This is a genomic window from Microbacterium rhizomatis, assembly GCF_008710745.1.
Lineage (GTDB): Bacteria > Actinomycetota > Actinomycetes > Actinomycetales > Microbacteriaceae > Microbacterium > Microbacterium rhizomatis.
In genome coordinates, this window is record NZ_VYSA01000001.1 from 296,800 (window position 1) to 313,608 (window position 16,809).

Here is a 16,809-nt window from a genome sequence, read left to right on the forward strand (position 1 = left end):
TCACGGAACCGCGGGCTGACTCTCGGCCTCGACCACAGCCTTGTCGGTGAAGGCCTCTTTGGGGACGAAGGCGAGCAGGACGGCGGCGGCCAGTGCCGTCACACCGCAGACGATCCACACGGTGATGTAGCCCGAGAGCGACCCCGCGGTGCCTTCGGTGGCTCCGCCCGCGGCGTGATTGATGAGGGCGATGCCGAACACGCACGAGGCGACCGCACCGCCGATCGTCTTGACCGAGTTGGTGAGGCCGGTCGCGACGCCCGTCTGCGTCGGGGGAGCAGCGGATGCCGCGGCCGCCGGCAGCGCAGCGACGAGCGCCCCTGACCCCAGGCCCACGATCACCATGTTGGTGATGAGCTGCAGGTAGGCGGCGTGGAAGGGCAGGAACAGGAGGAAGCCGACCGCGACGAGGACGGACGCACCCATCAGCGTCACTCTGGGGGTGACGAGGCGCGCGATCGTCGGGAACAGCAGCGCACCGGCGATCATCGCGATCAAGTAGATGCCGATGATCAGCGAGGTCGCGAAGCCGGATGTTCCCAGGCCGTACCCGTACACCGCCGGATCGGTGCGGGCGAAGGTCGAGAGAGGAGCTTGCGCGCCGAGCACGCTCACGCCGAAGAGTCCGGCCGTGAGGAACACGGGACCGAGGGCGGGGGAGCGGAACATCCGCACGTCGATGAGCGGGTCGTCGTGCCGGAGCTCCCAGATGGCGAAGGGCCACACGAGCAGCACGCCGAGTCCCACGAGCGACCACGCGAGGACGTCGCCGACGCCGTTCAGTCGCAGGAAGCTCAGACCGCCGGTGAGTGAGATCAGCGCGAGCGAGATGATGACGAGTCCCACCGTGTCGAGGCGGCCGCCCGTGGGTTCGGGCGACTCTTTGACCCCGAACCAGATCACGAAGAAGCACACCGTGACGGCGATCGCCGGGACGAGCAGGACGACGGTCAGCGGCAGCGCGTCCACCAGAGCGCCCCCCACGAGCGCCCCCGTGATCGCACCCAGCTCGAGGGCTGCCACGAGCAGGCCCGCGGCGCGCGCCGTGATGCCCGAACGTCCGCTCATCGAGCGCGACCGCGACCAGATCAGCGCGATCTCGAGGGGGAGCCATACGACGTAGAAGCCCTGCAGGGCCCAGGCCACGAGGAACACCGCGAAGACGTCCGTGAACGGCAGGACGAGCGAGGCGGCGGCGGTGATGGCGGTCGAGATCAAGAGCATCCGCTTGTGGCCGACCATGTCGCCCAGCTTTGCGAATGCCGGCACCACGAGCGCCGACAGCATGAGCTGGGTGCCTTCGAGCCAGTTCACGTCAGCGTCGTGGATGCCGAGGTTGCGGGCGATGTTCGTCAGCATCGGGGTGTAGTACCCCTGGAGGATTCCGCTCGTGAACTCGACGAAGGCGAGGAATCCCACGACGCTCGCCAGAGCGCCCAGAGTCTTGGCGCGCGTCATCGTGCTCCTTCGTAGGCCGGGGAATCGGGTGCGATCACTGTAGCGCCCGGTCAGCGCAGGCGTTCGATCAGCGTCCGGTGGAACTTCTCGCCGCGCTCGAGGGCGATGATCTCGACGCTCTCATCGACGCCATGGATCGATGCGCGCTGCGCGTTGGACATCTCCAGGGGGGCGAACCGGTAGACCGCGGGCGAGAAGCGGTGAAAGTGGCGCGAGTCGGTGGCGGCCATCATCACGTAGGGAACGGCGGGGATGCCGGGGTGCGAGGCAGCGAGGGCGTCGGCGAGCAGGGCGAACTGGGCGTTGTCGGTGGCGGACTCGGGAGATGGCTCGCTGGACTCTTCGACCCTGACGACGACGAGCGGATCACGAAGGCGGCGTCGGATCCGCCGCACAGTGCCTGCGACGGTTTCGCCGAGCGCGATCCGCAGGTTCACCGTGGCGGACGCCTGCGACGGCAGGACGTTCGCGGCCGTTCCGCCGGACTGCATCGTGGCCGCGACGGTCGTCCGCACCAGCGCGGCGGGCTCGCCGCCGAGGCGTGCGAAGACCTGCGCCGTGAGCGGCGGCACCGAGCCGAGCACGCGCAGGAGAAGCCGAGCGGGGCCCGAAGACTGTCCGGCGAACTGCGACAGCATCCGGGTGATGGCCTTCGGTGCCCTCGGGCGGAACGTGCGCGCGTCGAGGCGGTCGATCGCGCGCGCGATGCGGGCGACGGCGGTGAGCTGCGGGGGAGCGGAAGCGTGGCCGCCTTCGCCCCTCGCGGTGATCGTGACGGTCAGCACGCCCTTCTCGCCGACGCCGATCATGGCGGCACGCCCCGGTACGAACGGCAGCGGAGAGTCGACGACTGCACCTCCCTCGTCGACGACGAGCCAGGGCACGATGCCGCGTGAGCGGAAGGCGTCGGCGATCGCCTGCGCCGCAGCGCCGTAGGTCTCTTCGTTCCCGCCGAACGAGAGGTACACGTCTCGGGCGGGCGTGAAGCCGTCGGCGAGGAGGTTCTCGACCGCCTCGAGGATCACGATGAGGGGGCCTTTGTCATCGAGGGCGCCCCGCCCGTAGACCGAGCCACCGGCGATCCGTCCCTCGAAAGGCGGATAGGTCCAGTCGTCGCTCTCGTCGACCGGCACCACGTCGTAGTGCGCCATCAGGACGAGTGGTCCATCGGATGCTGTTCCCTTGCCTTTCCACCGGAAGAGAAGTCCGAACTCGGTGTGGCGCTCGAGGACGAGGTGGGCGTGAGTGAGCGGATACAGCTCAGCCAGAAGGGCGACGAAATCGTCGAAGGGCGCGGACCCGCGCTTTTCCAGCTCGGCCGACACCGTCGGAAGCTGAATCATGCGGGAGAGTCGCTCGGCGATCCCGAGGCGTATCGTCGCGGAGCTCATCGAGCCAAGATATCCGGTCGCAGGCGGGCTCAGCGTGCCATGAAACGCGCCTCGACGGCGCCCGTGACGACGATGTCCTCTGGCTGGAACTGGACCGCGGGCCCCGAGTCCATCGCGCCCATCGCCATCGCCCGCATCATCTTCGGGGCGGGCGCTCCGCCGCTGTCGGGAGCGGCATGGGTCAGCAGCCCGAGATCGGCGATCTCGAGCGGAGTGATCGCGCTCAGCCCGATCGCTCCGGCGTATGCGGTGGCGCGATCCACCGCGACGCGGACGGCCTCGGTCGCGACGTCGGCTTCCGTCTTCTTCGCCGTCTCGGGAGTCAGTCGCCACGTCACCCCGTCGACCTGCACGCCCTCGCGCTCGGCCACGTCGCTCACCCACCACGAGAGAGCGGCGAAGTCGCTGAACGTCGCCGTGATCTCGACGGATGCGTAGTGCACGAGGGCGAGCTGCTTGCCGTCGTTGTTCCATGGACGGTTCGCCCAGACCGTGGTTCGCTGGCTCGACCACTCGACGATCGAGCCCTGCTCCTCGCGTGCGCTCAGGTCGTCGCGAAGCGGGAACGCCAGTGCGGCGATGCGCTCGACCACCTTGCCCCGCTCGGGGCCCTCGGCCTTGACAGTGATACGGGCGACGCCCTCCTCCGGCGCGATGCGCGTCTCGTGTTCGCCGCGGACGGTGATGATGACTTCACTCATGGCACGACCCTACGCCGCGGCCCGGGGTCCTTCGAAGAAATCGCATCCACCTGCATCCGAATCGGCCGCTCCGGCGGAAGAACTCCATGACGGGCGGATCGGCCGCTCGCTGAAGGAGGAACTCGTGCGCAAGACACTCACTCTCGGCCTCGCGGCCGGCATCGTGGCGGCGATCGGTTTCGTCGCCCCCGCTCAGGCCATCTCGTCGACCAGTGCGGACCTCTCCGTTCTCCACGCCATCCCAGGACTGACGGTCGACGTCTACGTCGATGGTGCGCTCACTCTCGACAACTTCACTCCGGGCACCCTCGCGGGGCCGCTCGATGTTCCCGCGGGTGACCACGTCGTCGCCATCACGGCAGCGGATGCGGCAGACGCGAGCGCTCCCGTGCTCGGACCGATCACCCTCAGCCTCGCGGCGGGGTCGAGCTACACAGCGGTGGCTCACCTGGATGCGAGCGGCAACCCCACGGTGACCAACTTCACCAACGACATCAGCGCCACCCCTGCAGGTCAGGGTCGCCTGACGGTGCGGCATGTCGCGGCGGCTCCGGCCGTCGACATCCTGGCCGGCGGCGCCGCCGTCGTCTCAGGGCTGACCAACCCGAACGAGGCGAGCCTCGTGCTCCCCGCCTCGACCGTCTCGGCCGCTGTCGCCCTGGCAGGCACGACCGCTCCGGTGATCGGACCCGCGGATGTGGTCATCAAGGACGGCACTCTCACGATCGTGTACGCGTGGGGAAGCGCCGAAGACGGAAACCTCGCGCTCGCCACGCAGGAGATCACCGTCGCCCACACCAACCCGGGCGGCGTCAATTCGGGAACCGCGGGCTACGCAGCTCAGCGCGATGAGATGGTTCGGGCGATCTGGATCGGCGGAGCCGCCGTGGCGCTCGCTGCCCTCGTCGCAGCCGTCGTGATCGTCCGCCGCCGCCGCATCGAATCCTGACCCCCGACCGCGGGCAGCGCGACCCCCCCAGACGCTTCGCGTGTTCGCTGCCCGCGGTCGGTTCTCCCCGAGGAAGTTCCCTACGCCGATGAGAAGAAGTCAGGCCTCCCTGATCGCGATCGCCCTGACAGCTGTTGTGCTGTCGGGGTGCTCGTCGCCCGCGCCGGCCGCCGCGCCGCCCATCGTCAGCGAGTCGGCGACGACTCCGCCCCCTCGACAGACGGCACCGGCAGATATCCCGAGGTCGGCGGCGACGCTCGCGCCCCCGACGCAGGGCGATCCTCCCGTCGGCGTCGCGATCTCCGCGATCGGGATCGACGTGCCCGTGATTCCGGTCGGGGTCGAGAGTGACGGCTTCATGGAGCTCCCCCCGGATCCGGCGATCGCGGGCTGGTACCGCTACGGCCCCGACCCGTCGACCGGGCAAGGCAATACCGTCATCGCCGCGCACATCGACTCGCCGGACTATCCCATCGGCCCCTTCGCCTCGCTCCGTGACGTGCCCGCCGGCTCCGAGGTCGTCGTCGCGACGACGGGCGGGGGGATGCTCCGCTACGCCGTCGAGAGCATCACCTACTATCCGAAGGCCGAGCTGCCCACCGCCGCGCTGTTCGAACGGACGGGTCCTCCCGCGCTGGTCCTCATCACGTGCGGGGGAGAGTTCGACTCCTCGACCGGTCACTACCGGGATAACGTGGTCATGATCGCGAAGCCCGTCGCATGATCGGTCCGCGCACATGATCGAGGAAGACGCCGTGGATGCCGCATCCCCTCCCCACCGCGAGGCAGCACTCAGCATGCGCTTCGCCGCCGGAGACGAGCGCGCACTGGAAGAGGTCTACCGACGCTGGTCGCCGGTGGTCTACACGCTGGCCCTGCGATCGCTGGGTGACCGCAGCGACGCGGAGGATGTCACGCAACGCACGTTCGTCTCGGCGTGGACATCGCGCGGGTCGTACGATCCTGACAAGGGTCGCTTGTCGACGTGGCTGGTCGTGATCGCCAAACGCCGCATCGCCGATACGCATGAGACACGCACGCGCATCCGGATGCTGCAGGACCAGCTGCAGCGGACGGTCAGCCCGGAAGAGCTCGTCGTTGCTCCGACCGCAGACCTCGGCGACACGATCCTGGTGGCCAGCGAGCTGGAGCGACTGGAACCCGATGCCCGCACGGTGATACGCATGGCGTTCTTCGATGACCTGTCGCATCAGGAGATCGCGACGCGATTGGGAATGCCACTGGGAACGGTCAAGAGCCATATCCGACGAAGTCTTTCCCGCTTGCGAACCAGATTGGAGGTGACCCATGCCGCGCCCCGATGATCACCTCGACCCGGACCAGCTCGCGCTTCTGGCGATGGGCGAGCCGGTCGCGTCCCGCGCCGACTCTGCACACCTCGTCGAATGCGCCACGTGCGCCGAAGAGCTCCAGGAACTGACGCGCGCCGTTCAGGTCGGTCGCGCGACGATCGACGTCGGCGAGATCGAGACGCCGGACCCCGTGGTGTGGACGCGGATCGCGCAGGAGCTGCACCTCAGTGCGCCCTCCGATGAAGGCGCCGACGAGAAGGTCGCGGCGGGGGCCGTCCGTCGATCCCGAGCGTCGCGACTACGCACGTTCTGGTCGCTCGCTGCTGCGATCGCGCTGCTCGCAGGGATCGGCCTCGGCGGGTGGGCGCTCGGTCAGCGCTCGGCGCTCGTCCCGGTCGCGGAGGCCGCGCTCGCGCCATTTCCCGATCATCCCGGTGCCGAAGGTTCTGCTCTCGTCGAGCAGAAGCGCGACGGCGAGCAGGTCGTGCGAGTGACGCTGGAAGCATCGCAGACGCCCGACACCTACCGGGAAGTGTGGTTGATTACGGCCGATGCGTCGGCGCTCATCAGCCTCGGGGTCTTGGACGGCACGGAAGGCACATTCCCGATCCCCGCGGGCGTCAACCTGAAGGACTACGTGCTGGTCGACATCTCGCAGGAGAAGATCGACGGAAATCCGAGCCACTCCGGCGACTCGATCGTTCGTGGTGAGCTCAGGTTCGACGGCCGCGTCGTCTGACGGAGCGCGCGGGGGAATGGGCGGGATGCGGCATCCGTTGTAGACTGGGATGCTCGCCACCTCGGTGGCGGGTGTGACAAGTCAACAGCGTGACAGCGGCCGCCTTCGAAAGAAGGATCACGGGGATGATCGGTTTCGACATCGTCTTATGATCTGCGAGAAGCGGGCCGAGGATGCAGGGTTATCTCGTAAACGACCTCTGCAAAAATATAATTGCCGATGCAAATCGCAATGAGTTCGCCCTCGCTGCTTAAGCGAGCCTGAACTCCGTAAGACCGTAGGCGTTCCCGCTACGGACCCTTGCGTCATCTAGGGGACTTGCTGCGTGACGGCGTCTGGACGTCGCGTGGGACTCTTCCCAGGCTGGGCTCGTCGACTTAGGTGTCTGTGACAAATGTCGGAGCCGAGCAGAACGCCTTCACAGACTGCGCCCGGAGAATGCGCAGAGACTCAGCGATGGACGGGGGTTCGATTCCCCCCATCTCCACGAACCGCTGTCACGGAAGAGGGCCAGAGATCCGCGGAATCACGCGGGTCTCTGGCCCTTTTCGTTTGATCGTGTGCGGTGCCGTTTCGCGATTTGCCCACACTCTTCGGGCTTGCCCACATTCATACCTGAACGATCCGCGCGACGTCAGCGGTGAGAGCGCCCTGGTTGAGGCGAGCGCGACGTCGGCGAGGTCGTCCTCGAAGAGATCGGCGTAGGTGTCGAGGGTCATGGCCGCCGACTTGCGGCCGAGCATGCGCTGCACCGCCTTCACGTTCGCACCGGACGAGATCGCGAGGCTCGCTGCTGTGTGGCGGAGGTCGTGCGGCGTGAGTCGCTCGACACCGGACTGCTCGGGCGCGGCGGCGAACGACGACGTTGTGCCGATGCGATTCCCTCCGTCTCCACGAACCGCTCCTCTTTCGACGCGATGCAGGCTCTTTCGATGCGGTGCTGGCGGGCATCATTCGACGATTCCCCTCCGACGGCTGCCGTCACGCGGTAACGTGCCCCATGAGCAACGAGGAGCGACGGTCATCCGCGCACGAAGTCGGCCGAACGGTGCGCAAGCGTATCCCTCGGCGCGGCCTGGCCGAGCTCGTCCTCCCCGTCGACCGGAACCCGCTCGCCATCCTCGACGAACAGCACGCATCGAGATTGAAGGATCTTGTGCCGGTGCGGGTGGGACGGATGCTGCAATCCCCGTTCTCGTTCTACCGTGGGACGGCCGCGGTGATGGCCGCCGATCTACGCGATGCACCCACCACCGACCTCGAAGTGGTCTCCTGCGGCGACGCCCACATATCGAACTTCGGGTTCTTCGCATCACCCGAACGCGCCCTCGTGTTCGACCTCAACGACTTCGACGAGGGCGGCGTGGCGCCCTGGGAGTGGGACGTGCGCCGGCTCACCGCGAGCGTGCACATCAGCGGGCGCGACATCGGCCTGGGTGAGGACGCATGCCGCGACGCAGTCTTCGCCGCGGCCGATGCCTACCGCGAGATGCTGCGGGGGTACTGCCGCCTCTCCACGCGGGAGCGCTACTACACGCGGGTCGACACCTCCACGGTCGCTCGCCGCCTCGGGGAGAAAGGCGCCAGAACGGTCCGCAAAGCGGCGAAGAAGGCTCGCGCACGCACGTCCGAGCGTCTCCTGCAGCGCCTGACGACGTTCTCGGTGGACGGGGGCATCCGCATCGTGGACCAGCCTCCCATCCTGCGCCACGTCGACCACGCGACCCTCGGCGAGGTCACCGACCTGTTCATCCAGTACCGTGCGACCCTGCGCGAAGACATCGCGTTCCTGCTGGAGCAGTACCGCGTCGTCGATTTCGCGTTGCGGGCCGTCGGTGTCGGCAGTGTCGGCACCCGCTGTTACCTGCTCGCCGTCGAGGGTCCGACCGGCGACATGCTGTTCCTGCAGGTGAAGGAGGCCCCGCCGTCCGTCTTGACGACGTACGGCGGCCGGCGGTCGATCATTCCCGGCCGCCATGGCGAGAGCGACTTCATCGAGGGTCATCGCGTGGTCGCCGCCCAGCGGATCCTTCAGGCGAACTCCGACCTTTTCGTCGGATGGATGCGGGGCTGGGCCGGGGACTCGGCGGATCGTCACCGCGTGGACTACTACTGGCGGCAGTTCCGCGACATGAAGGGATCGATCGAACTGACGGAGCTCGACGCCGACCAGTTCAGCTCGTACGGGGCGCTCTGCGCCTCGCTCCTGGCCCGGGCGCACGGGCAGTCTCCCGCGTCGGCCGCGATCGTCAGCTACCTCGGGCGATCCGCGGAATTCGCGGAGGCGACGACGGCATGGTCGGCCGCCTACGCCGATGTGGCCGAGGCCGACTTCGAGCTGCTGCGGCGAGCCGTCGCATCCGGACGCCTCCCGGCAGAGACGGGTGTCTAAGCCGACTCCGGGCGCCGCGGGGGTCGTGACCGCAGGGTCTCAGACGGACTCTCCGAGAACTGTGCACGGTAGGCCGCCGCGAACCTCCCCAGATGGACGAAACCCCAGCGCGCGGCGACTCCGGTCACACTGTGTGTCGCAGGCACGGCGTCGGCGAGTTCCGCATGAACGCGTTCTAGTCGAAGGTCGCGCAAGTAGGCCATGGGCGTCGTGCCGAGGGACCGCCGGAAACCGTCCTGCAAGCCGCGAACGCTCACCGATACCGCCGAGGCAAGTTCCGTGACGCTCCACGGATGCCCCAGGTCGGCGCGCATGATCTCCGCAGCGCGCGAGACCGGCTCAGTCCCGACGGAGGGGGTGCGGCCGGCCAACTCGGCCGAGTGGTTATGCGGCTGCGCGAACAGCAGACTGTGAATGAGAACCTGCTCAAGCTTCTGCGCAGCCAGCGGATGAGCCAGCAGTCCTCCCGCTTGGGACGATGCCTCGTCGATGATCCGCACGACGTGCAGCATCGCCTGAGCACCCTGCGTTGCGAGGTCGATCTCGCCGCCGAACTCGAGCGGGCGCGAGAGCTCCCGGCCCAGGAGGTTCTGGAGCTCCAGCTGCAGGTGGTCGCGCGGGATCATCAGCGAGAGCTGTGAGAAGCGATCCTCGCTCCGGATCTGCACCGGACGCCCCGGCATGAACATACCCGCAGTCTGGTTCGTTCCGTACAGCGGCGAGCCGAGTCCCGCACGCATCATCGCTCGGCCTTCCGTCGGAATGTCGACGTGATAGTTCTCGGCCTCCGCCGTCTCGATGTGCACGGCATCGCGGAAACTCATGTAGCCACACGTGACTCGACCGACCGTCAGCGCGTTGAGGTGCATCTCGAAGGTCGTCGATGCAGGTACCGAGGCGAAGTCGACGGGGAGGAAGACTTCGCTGAGGGACTGCCGGGCAGATTCGGCGTCGCGACTGGTTGCGACGCGGTGGCTCTCAAACATCTCGCTCACCTCTGATCCACCATGGATCTTACGCGCCGCCACTGCGCGCCGACGGCATGCGCATGCGCAGATCGGACGCTCTGGTGCGCGAATCGGATATCGATCGTCGTGCTCGTGTCCATACGGTTAGACGCCGCAGAAGCGGCAAGCGACGTTCTCCGGAAAGGCGACAGCCGATGAGTCCCCAGATGCCGGTCCGTCCGCGATCCGCACTCGTCGCCGGTGAGCGCGCCGTCGACCCCAGGCGCGCCCCCGCCCGGAGGGCTTCGCCCGGTCGCGGCGGGATGTGGGAGAACCCGGAGGTGGTGCTCGGTCCACTCTTCTGGGGCCTGTTCAGAGCATCGACCCGGCAGCAACGCGGATGGTGCTATCCGGCAGAGCCGGCCGTGGTCAGCATCCCCGGGGTCGATCCGATCCGGATCCTCATCATCGGTGACGGGCCGGCCGCGGGTTGCGGCGTGCTGATCCACGAGCTGGGGATCGCCGGCACTCTGGCACGTTATGTCGCAGAACACGCCGCACGCGGAGCCGTGGTCTCCGTCATCGCGCAGCCGGATGCGTCCGCTCGTTCGACGCTCGGGTGTCTTGCCGGAGTCGATTTCGCGGACTATGACGCGGTCGTCCTCATGCTCGCGACGACCGATGCCTTCTGTCTGACAGGTCGCCGTAGTTGGCAACGCAGCATGACCGAACTGGTGGAGTTCTTGACGTCTTCGGGGCCGGCGTCAGTGTTCGTCACGAGCGCGGCCAGCATGCACCTGACGAGGTCGCTCACACCCGTCGCACGTCGGATCACGGGGAAGCACGCACGACTGCTCGACGCAGAGACCCGCGAGGTCTGCGCACGGTCGGGGACACCGATGATCGATCTGGATGCCGCGAACGACCTCACTCCTCGCACCTACGCGCGGTGGGGTCGTCGCATCGGCGCCCACATCATCCCCTCGCTTCACCGCTAGGGCGGATTGCTGCGCGGGAGCTCACCCCCGAGCGGCGCTCTCGATGATGTCGGCGACGGCTCCGGGCATGCTGAGAAACGGCGAATGACTGGCGACCAGGCGGTGCGTCGCCGAGCCGGAACGCTCGGCGAGCGCCTCTTGAGCGAAGACGGGGAAGATCGCGTCCTGCTCCGTGATCACGTAGGTCGTCGGTCGGTCGCGCCACGCGACGGTCGAGACGGGATCGGTGAAGGCTTTCACGCTCTGCGGCAAGAGCATCGCCGAGTATTCAGCGGCTTCTGCGTCGCCGAGGTCGCCGTAGAACAGGCTCGCCGGCGGCTGGCTGCTGTCTCCTGCGGTGGCGAGCGGGCCGTCGATATGCCACCAATCGGGCGCGACCCCGCCGACGGCCGCGAGGAGCGACTCGCCTTCGTCCAGCACGAACGCGGCGATGTAGACGATGTGCTGCACGCGAGGATCCGTGGCCCCTTGAGTGGTGGGTACGCCGCCGTACGAATGGGCGACGACGGTCACAGGCCCATCGATGTCGGCGATCGCAGCGGCGACGGCATCCGCGTCGTCGGCGAGGGAAAGGTCGGCCTTCCGCTGCGAGTGGACGGTGGGGAGGTCTACCGTCCTGACTTCCCAGCCCCGGGAACGCAGGATCACCGCGAGCGGCTCCCACGCCCACGAACCGTGCCACGCACCGTGGACGAGAAGAATGGTTGATTCGTTCGCCATTGCGGCTCCTTCGTACGTTGATCGGCTCTGATCCGAGGTCCACAATAGGCAGACGGGAGGGGCCCGACAGTGGCGTCGGGTGCAGAGTTGTGGCAGTAGGCGAAATGTGGTCCGCGGCGTACGTGACCGGAACCACCCGCGGTCTGAGCCGCGGGCGCGACTTCGACGCGTTCTGCGACGGCATCGCCGACGTCTATGTCGGCGTCCGCCCGGACCGCCCGGCTGAGGGCGGAGTATTCGACGCGGATTTCGCCCTGTTCGATCTGGGCGGATTGTCGCTCGGTTGGATCAACACTCCGGGCGTCCAGGGCCGCCGGGATCGTCAGTCCGTATCGCGTACACCGGACGATGCGTACTTCCTGAACTACAGCATCGGCCCGTGGGGGCTTCGGCAACGGGGAGAGGAATGGACCCGGCCGGCCAGATCGGCGCTTCTCCTCGACAACACCGCTCCATTTCACGTCTTGGCCGACGCCCGCCAGCGCCTGAATCTGTTCTCGCTCCGGATTCCTCGGTCTGATCTGATGCTGGACTATGCGGCCACACGGCGGGTGAACGACATGATGGCGACCGCGGCACTAGGCCGGCAGGTCGCCGCTCAAATGGGTCTGGTCACGGAAATGCTCCGCAGCGGCCGTACCCGCGTGGCGGCAAGCATGGCGTCGGCCGTCGTCGCACTCCTCGGCGACTCTGCACGTCCCGACGGTGCTGCTCGACCAGACCGCCTCGAGCAGTTCAAGCTCCTTGCGACAGAGCGGATGCGGGACCCGCGGCTATCCGCGGAGGACATCGCGCGGGCCTTCTCCTGCTCCATCCGTACGGTTCAAGCGGCTTTCGCCGGAAATCACGAGACATTCGCGGCATGGCTGCGAGACGAACGCCTCGAGCGGGCGTGGTCGGTATTGAGAGCACCCCAGTCATCGGCGAAGACCATCGGCAGTGTGGCGGCGGAATGCGGATTCGACGACGTCACCACGTTCCATCGAGCCTTTCGGCGCAAGTTCGGGTGCACGCCCGCGGCAGCCAGGTAGTCGTCGACGGTATGGGAAGACGGATGGTGCCGTAGCTGGCGGCTCGCGATCACCTGAGCACCGCCGCCGTGACGAGCGGGTGATGGCGTGGACTTCACGGCTGTGGTTCGTCCCTGACGAGGTCGCTCACATGGATGATCGCCCGTTGGCGCCAGAGCGCGACCTCGGCGAAGAGCTCTGAAAGCATGTCGCGCTGGTGTTCGATTGCGTCCATCACGGCGTATACGGCGCTGACGCCTTCTTCGGTGGCCTCAAGGACGACGGCTCGCCGGTCTTCGGGTATGGCTCCGCGTCGACGGTGGACGAATCCCTTGGCGACCAGCTGGTCGACGATGTACGCCACACCCGCTCGCGAAACTCCGAGGGAGGGCGGAAGGTCGTTCGGGCGTACGACGCTCTGAGTGGCGATCTGAACGAGCGCCGCTCGCTGGCGAGCGGCGAGCTGTCCCTGGTTTGCGGCATCCGGCATGGCGCGCACGAGCGATACGCCCGCTTCGCAGACGCGCTGAAGCAGATCGATCGGGTCGACGGAAACCGCGCGCGCGTGCGGGGTCCGGGTGGTTCGCAGCCCCTCGCTGATCTCGCGGGCGATCTCGGTGCTCTCGCGAAAGAAGTCATCGATCGAGTCGCGCAGCACCGCTGCGCGTCGTTCGCCGCGGTCGGTGAGAACCACCTCTACAGCGCGCCTGTCACTGCCCGATGGCCGTGTAGCGACCAATCCCTCCGAGCATAAGCGGGCGACCATGCGGGATATCGCGCGTCTGCCCAGACCGCTGGTGTCGGCGAGCTGTCGGGTCGTCGCACCGTGGTCGCCCACGATCACGGCCATCGCGAGGATGTCGTCGATCTCGGCCCAGCGCGTCCCGAATGCGTCATCGAAGACGTGCGTCATCGCGTCGCTGAATTGCCCCAGCAGCGCCATCCCGCGGTCTCGCGCTGTCGCATTCATCCTTGCGCACGCCCCCTCCGCGTCCATTCAACCAGGCGGATTGTCGGGCAACCCGCCGGTGCGGTCAAGCCCGCGTCTTTTGCTCAGGAATGTCTTGCTCTTCGCGTAGCGTGGAGGTGAGCACTCGTCGATCATCCGGGTCGACGGTCGATCGGATGGGAAGAAAGCCGATGTCCAGAGAAGAACATGCCCGCGAGGGCGCGCAGGCAGTGATTCCCGATGACGAGGTTCTCGATGTGGCCGTTGTCATGCCGCGAGGTTCCACGTTCGCCGGCGTGCTCGGCGCCGCGGCGGGCGTCGCAGGCGGCGGGAACAACACGATGGCGTGGGGTGTCGCGGGCGGCATGATCGGCGAGCGGGTGAACGCCGCATCCAGGGGCAGCTACCCCTCCCTCGTCTTGGCGCTGTCGCCCGAGCGCCTCTATGTTCTCGGGCGCAAGAGCACCGGGCTGGTCGGCGGCTGGAAGAACCTGCACCCGGTCGCTCACATCGAACGCAAAGACCTCGAGGTCACGAAGCACCGCCGTGGCACCGTCCTGGTCATCGGTCTGACCGACACGACGACGGGCACCACCCTCGAGGTCGAGGCGCAGAACATCGGGGGCCTCGGGCTCAAGGACCTGCTCGGAGAGGTCGAGGCGCACGAGGAGTCCGAATGACTCTGAACGCCACTGATCGATACCGTGTCCGCCCCCGCGTGTGGATCGGCGTCGTCATCTACCTCGCCTATGTCGCCGTCGTCTTCGGCGTGCAGCAGATCTTCGGGATCCCGTACACCGACTTCGGCAAGAGCGGCATCAACCTCTTCCTCGGTGCGGGGCTCTCGCTGATCGTCAGCGCGATCCTCCTCGCCATCACCACCACCCTCCTCGGCTGGTGGCGTCCGGCCTTGTTCGACCGGCACCGGTCGGCTCACAAGTGGCCGATCATCGCACCGTTTCTCATGGTGGTCGCCCTGGTGCTCAACCTCGCATCCACCGACTGGGGGTCGTACGACGGGGCCTTCTTCGCGGCATCCATCGTCCTTCTCCTGGTCGGCTTCACGGAGGAGCTGACCACGCGAGGACTGCTGATCGTTGGTCTGCGCAGCCGACTCTCAGAGGTGTGGGTGTGGTTGCTCACCTCCGCGCTGTTCGGCCTCATGCACCTTGTGAATGCGCTGACCGGTCAAGCGATCGGCCCGACGGTGCAGCAGGTCGGGCTCGCGTTCGGCGCCGGCACGATCTTCTACATCCTCCGGCGCGTGACCGGCAGCCTGATCTGGGCCATGGTGCTCCACGGCCTGTGGGACTTCTCGACTTTCGGCCTCGGTCACGGCACGCCCGGCCCGTTCTTCGCGCTCGGCGGCACGCTCGAGATCATCGCGATCGTGGTCGCCTTCATCGGTGTCGCCTTCGTGATTCGCGGAGCAGACGAACGGATCACCGCTACGAGTCCCACTGCTTCGTAGCGACATCAGAGCGCGAGCGCATGGAGTGATTGACGTCGCGATTCGACGCTAGGCCCGCACCTCGCCGACCAGCGACAGCAGATCCTTGACGAGGCCGCGGAGGATCGGCAGGCGTGCCATCGGCAGGGCGGTCTTCAACAGGCCCAGCCCACGATCGAGCAGCCGTCGAGTACGTATCCGATCGTCCGAGCTGTCGTACACCCAGAACATCGCAAGTAGGAGATGGGCGAGGACGAGTGCGCGGGGGAGGAGCGTGCGCACATCGTTGGGGAGTCCGGTCGCCGCCGCGCCGTCGATGGCCTCGATGAACAGATTCTGCACGATCGTCAGTGATTCGGCGGACTGCTCAGACAGGGGATTGATGGGCGAGCGCGGCGACACGGCCGCGGAGAGGAACTCGCCGGCGTGCGGATGGTACGGCTCGAGCTGATCGAGCCCTACCGAATAGACGATCCGCAGGCGTTCGATCAGGTTCGTCTCGACCGCGAGGGCCGGCTCCGCGGCCGCACGATGGGCCTCCTGCACATCGCGGTAGAGCTCTTGGATGAGGTGGTTCTTCGACGGGAAGTGATAGTTCGTCGCCCCGACCGACAGGCCGAGCTCATCCGCGATCCTGCGGATGGTCGTCGCGTCGTAGCCGTGCTCGCGGAACGAGCGGAGCGCCGCAGTGCGGATGCGCATCCGCGTACGGTCGCCCTTTCTCCCCAGCTCGTCAGCGGACATGGGGCTGACTCCTCGGCTCATCACGGCTCATGCGCGATCCACGGATGCTGTCGGCATGTACTTCTTGGAGCGCCTCTTCCAGAACAGGGTGGGCGAAGGTGAATCCCGAAGTCGTGAGTGTCTCGGGCAGTACCCACCTGCTCTTGACGATGAGCTCGGACTCGGAGCGCATCACCCACATGCCCAGTTCGAGCATCCACCGGAGGGTGGGCACGCCGATCGGAGCGCCGACGACGCTGCGCAGCGTGCGCATCAGGGTGCGATTGTCGGTCGGGTTCGGCGACGCGATGTTGACAGCCCCCTCGAGCCGGACATCGTCGCGGATGAAGCGGATCGCGCGTACGACATCGTCGATGTGCACCCAGCTGAACCGCTGGTGCCCGTGGGTGCGGTGCCACGGCGCTCGATCCGGGCCCGTCGGGTGCGCGCCGATGCCGCGGTATCGGCGATGGGGTGGGCACCAGCCGTCGAACTGCGTCCCGCCCAGTCCGAGCCGGGCGAGGCCGAACAGAAGCCGAGTGGCGGGCCCGTCGCCGACCACGATCGCCATGCGCAGAGCGATTCGGCGGGTCCGGGGGAGTGAGCCGGCAAAGAACTCACGCTCCCACGAGGTGGCGACGTCGACCGAGAAGCCCTCGCCGACGCGTCCGTCGGCTTCCGTGTTCGGGCGGTCGGTCGAGTGCCGGTAGATGGTGGCCGTCGACGCGTTCATCCACACGATCGGAGGATGCTCCACCGCCGCGACAGCCTCGCGCAGCGCGCGGGTCGTGTCGATGCGCGAGCGGAAGATCTCGTCGCGATGCCGATCGGTGTAACGGCAGTTGACGGACTTTCCGGCCAGGTTGACCAGAAGTGCCGCGCCATCGACGGCACGCCTCAGTGCAGCCTGATCACCCCAGCGGAAGGCGGCGCTGCGACCGATGAGCCTGATCTCGTAGCCGTCCTCGGTGAGAGCCTTCGAGACGGCCGTGCCGATGAAGCCACTCGCGCCCGCGATGACGGCGATGGGATGCTGAGGATCTTCCATACCCTGAGAGTAGTGCGTTTC

The 16,809-nt window shown here is 67.3% G+C and carries 17 protein-coding genes, 1 other RNA gene and 1 pseudogene; 10 read left to right on the forward strand and 9 right to left on the reverse strand.

What is annotated here, in order from left to right; all coding sequences use genetic code 11:
• Genes F6B43_RS01470 through F6B43_RS01480 form a run of 3 tightly spaced genes read right to left on the reverse strand, consistent with a single transcriptional unit; the run spans position 1 to position 3,550 of the window.
• Positions 1-1,458 (reverse strand): MFS transporter, encoded by a 1,458-nt coding sequence (locus F6B43_RS01470; protein ID WP_150447165.1) that lies wholly within the window; start codon positions 1,456-1,458, stop codon positions 1-3.
• Positions 1,459-1,508: 50 nt separating this feature from the next.
• Positions 1,509-2,849: a M20/M25/M40 family metallo-hydrolase gene (locus F6B43_RS01475; RefSeq protein WP_150447166.1), complete on the reverse strand. Its 1,341-nt coding sequence runs from the start codon at positions 2,847-2,849 to the stop codon at positions 1,509-1,511.
• Positions 2,850-2,878: 29 nt separating this feature from the next.
• Complete coding sequence (locus F6B43_RS01480; RefSeq protein WP_150447167.1) at positions 2,879-3,550, reverse strand: SIMPL domain-containing protein; 672 nt, start codon at positions 3,548-3,550, stop codon at positions 2,879-2,881.
• Positions 3,551-3,674: 124 nt separating this feature from the next.
• On the opposite strand from F6B43_RS01480, the gene F6B43_RS01485 reads away from it, so the two are divergent.
• From F6B43_RS01485 to ssrA, 5 genes are all read left to right on the forward strand, one after another.
• The gene (locus tag F6B43_RS01485; protein ID WP_150447168.1) at positions 3,675-4,499 is read left to right on the forward strand and encodes a DUF4397 domain-containing protein; all 825 of its coding nucleotides are present in this window, start codon (positions 3,675-3,677) and stop codon (positions 4,497-4,499) included.
• 88 nt (positions 4,500-4,587) lie between these two features.
• Positions 4,588-5,223, forward strand: coding sequence for a class F sortase (locus F6B43_RS01490; protein ID WP_150447169.1), 636 nt, complete (start codon positions 4,588-4,590; stop codon positions 5,221-5,223).
• A 13-nt stretch (positions 5,224-5,236) separates the two neighbouring features.
• Positions 5,237-5,824, forward strand: coding sequence for an RNA polymerase sigma factor (locus tag F6B43_RS01495; RefSeq protein WP_150447170.1), 588 nt, complete (start codon positions 5,237-5,239; stop codon positions 5,822-5,824).
• The gene (locus F6B43_RS01500; RefSeq protein WP_150447171.1) at positions 5,808-6,551 is read left to right on the forward strand and encodes an anti-sigma factor; all 744 of its coding nucleotides are present in this window, start codon (positions 5,808-5,810) and stop codon (positions 6,549-6,551) included. The genes F6B43_RS01495 and F6B43_RS01500 overlap by 17 nt, the downstream gene beginning before the upstream one ends.
• A gap of 121 nt (positions 6,552-6,672) precedes the next feature.
• Positions 6,673-7,041: a transfer-messenger RNA gene (gene ssrA / locus F6B43_RS01505) on the forward strand.
• Between the two features lie 7 nt (positions 7,042-7,048).
• On the opposite strand, the pseudogene F6B43_RS19805 reads toward ssrA, so the two are convergent.
• Positions 7,049-7,378: pseudogene (locus tag F6B43_RS19805) on the reverse strand (tyrosine-type recombinase/integrase); the annotation flags it as partial.
• A 173-nt stretch (positions 7,379-7,551) separates the two neighbouring features.
• On the opposite strand from F6B43_RS19805, the gene F6B43_RS01515 reads away from it, so the two are divergent.
• Positions 7,552-8,943 carry a DUF2252 domain-containing protein gene (locus tag F6B43_RS01515; protein WP_150447172.1) on the forward strand — a complete coding sequence of 464 codons (1,392 nt, stop codon included), beginning with the start codon at positions 7,552-7,554 and terminating at the stop codon, positions 8,941-8,943.
• On the opposite strand, the gene F6B43_RS01520 is transcribed toward F6B43_RS01515, so the two are convergent.
• Entirely contained in the window at positions 8,940-9,929 is a 990-nt protein-coding gene (locus F6B43_RS01520; RefSeq protein ID WP_150447173.1) for an AraC family transcriptional regulator, read from the reverse strand. The two genes, F6B43_RS01515 and F6B43_RS01520, sit on opposite strands and share 4 nt — an antisense overlap.
• A 176-nt stretch (positions 9,930-10,105) precedes the next feature.
• Here F6B43_RS01520 and F6B43_RS01525 point away from each other — a divergent pair, with 176 nt between their 5' ends.
• A complete protein-coding gene (locus tag F6B43_RS01525; protein ID WP_150447174.1) occupies positions 10,106-10,888 on the forward strand; it encodes an SGNH/GDSL hydrolase family protein in 783 nt (260 codons plus the stop codon).
• 21 nt (positions 10,889-10,909) lie between these two features.
• Here the strand turns inward: F6B43_RS01525 and F6B43_RS01530 are convergent, their stop codons facing one another.
• Positions 10,910-11,608 carry an alpha/beta hydrolase gene (locus F6B43_RS01530; protein ID WP_150447175.1) on the reverse strand — a complete coding sequence of 233 codons (699 nt, stop codon included), beginning with the start codon at positions 11,606-11,608 and terminating at the stop codon, positions 10,910-10,912.
• A 122-nt stretch (positions 11,609-11,730) separates the two neighbouring features.
• Between F6B43_RS01530 and F6B43_RS01535 the strand changes: the two genes are divergently transcribed.
• Positions 11,731-12,639, forward strand: coding sequence for an AraC family transcriptional regulator (locus F6B43_RS01535; protein ID WP_170285531.1), 909 nt, complete (start codon positions 11,731-11,733; stop codon positions 12,637-12,639).
• 94 nt (positions 12,640-12,733) lie between these two features.
• On the opposite strand, the gene F6B43_RS01540 is transcribed toward F6B43_RS01535, so the two are convergent.
• Positions 12,734-13,588 carry a MarR family winged helix-turn-helix transcriptional regulator gene (locus F6B43_RS01540; protein WP_170285532.1) on the reverse strand — a complete coding sequence of 285 codons (855 nt, stop codon included), beginning with the start codon at positions 13,586-13,588 and terminating at the stop codon, positions 12,734-12,736.
• A gap of 170 nt (positions 13,589-13,758) precedes the next feature.
• On the opposite strand from F6B43_RS01540, the gene F6B43_RS01545 reads away from it, so the two are divergent.
• Together F6B43_RS01545 and F6B43_RS01550 are read left to right on the forward strand one after the other, a co-directional pair.
• Positions 13,759-14,247, forward strand: coding sequence for a hypothetical protein (locus F6B43_RS01545; RefSeq protein ID WP_150447178.1), 489 nt, complete (start codon positions 13,759-13,761; stop codon positions 14,245-14,247).
• A complete protein-coding gene (locus tag F6B43_RS01550; protein WP_150447179.1) occupies positions 14,244-15,038 on the forward strand; it encodes a CPBP family intramembrane glutamic endopeptidase in 795 nt (264 codons plus the stop codon). The genes F6B43_RS01545 and F6B43_RS01550 overlap by 4 nt, the downstream gene beginning before the upstream one ends.
• 48 nt (positions 15,039-15,086) lie before the next feature.
• Here F6B43_RS01550 and F6B43_RS01555 read toward each other — a convergent pair whose 3' ends face one another.
• Positions 15,087-15,761 carry a TetR/AcrR family transcriptional regulator gene (locus F6B43_RS01555; protein WP_150447180.1) on the reverse strand — a complete coding sequence of 225 codons (675 nt, stop codon included), beginning with the start codon at positions 15,759-15,761 and terminating at the stop codon, positions 15,087-15,089.
• Positions 15,751-16,788: an epimerase gene (locus F6B43_RS01560; RefSeq protein WP_150447181.1), complete on the reverse strand. Its 1,038-nt coding sequence runs from the start codon at positions 16,786-16,788 to the stop codon at positions 15,751-15,753. The genes F6B43_RS01555 and F6B43_RS01560 overlap by 11 nt, the downstream gene beginning before the upstream one ends.
• Positions 16,789-16,809 lie beyond the last annotated feature (21 nt).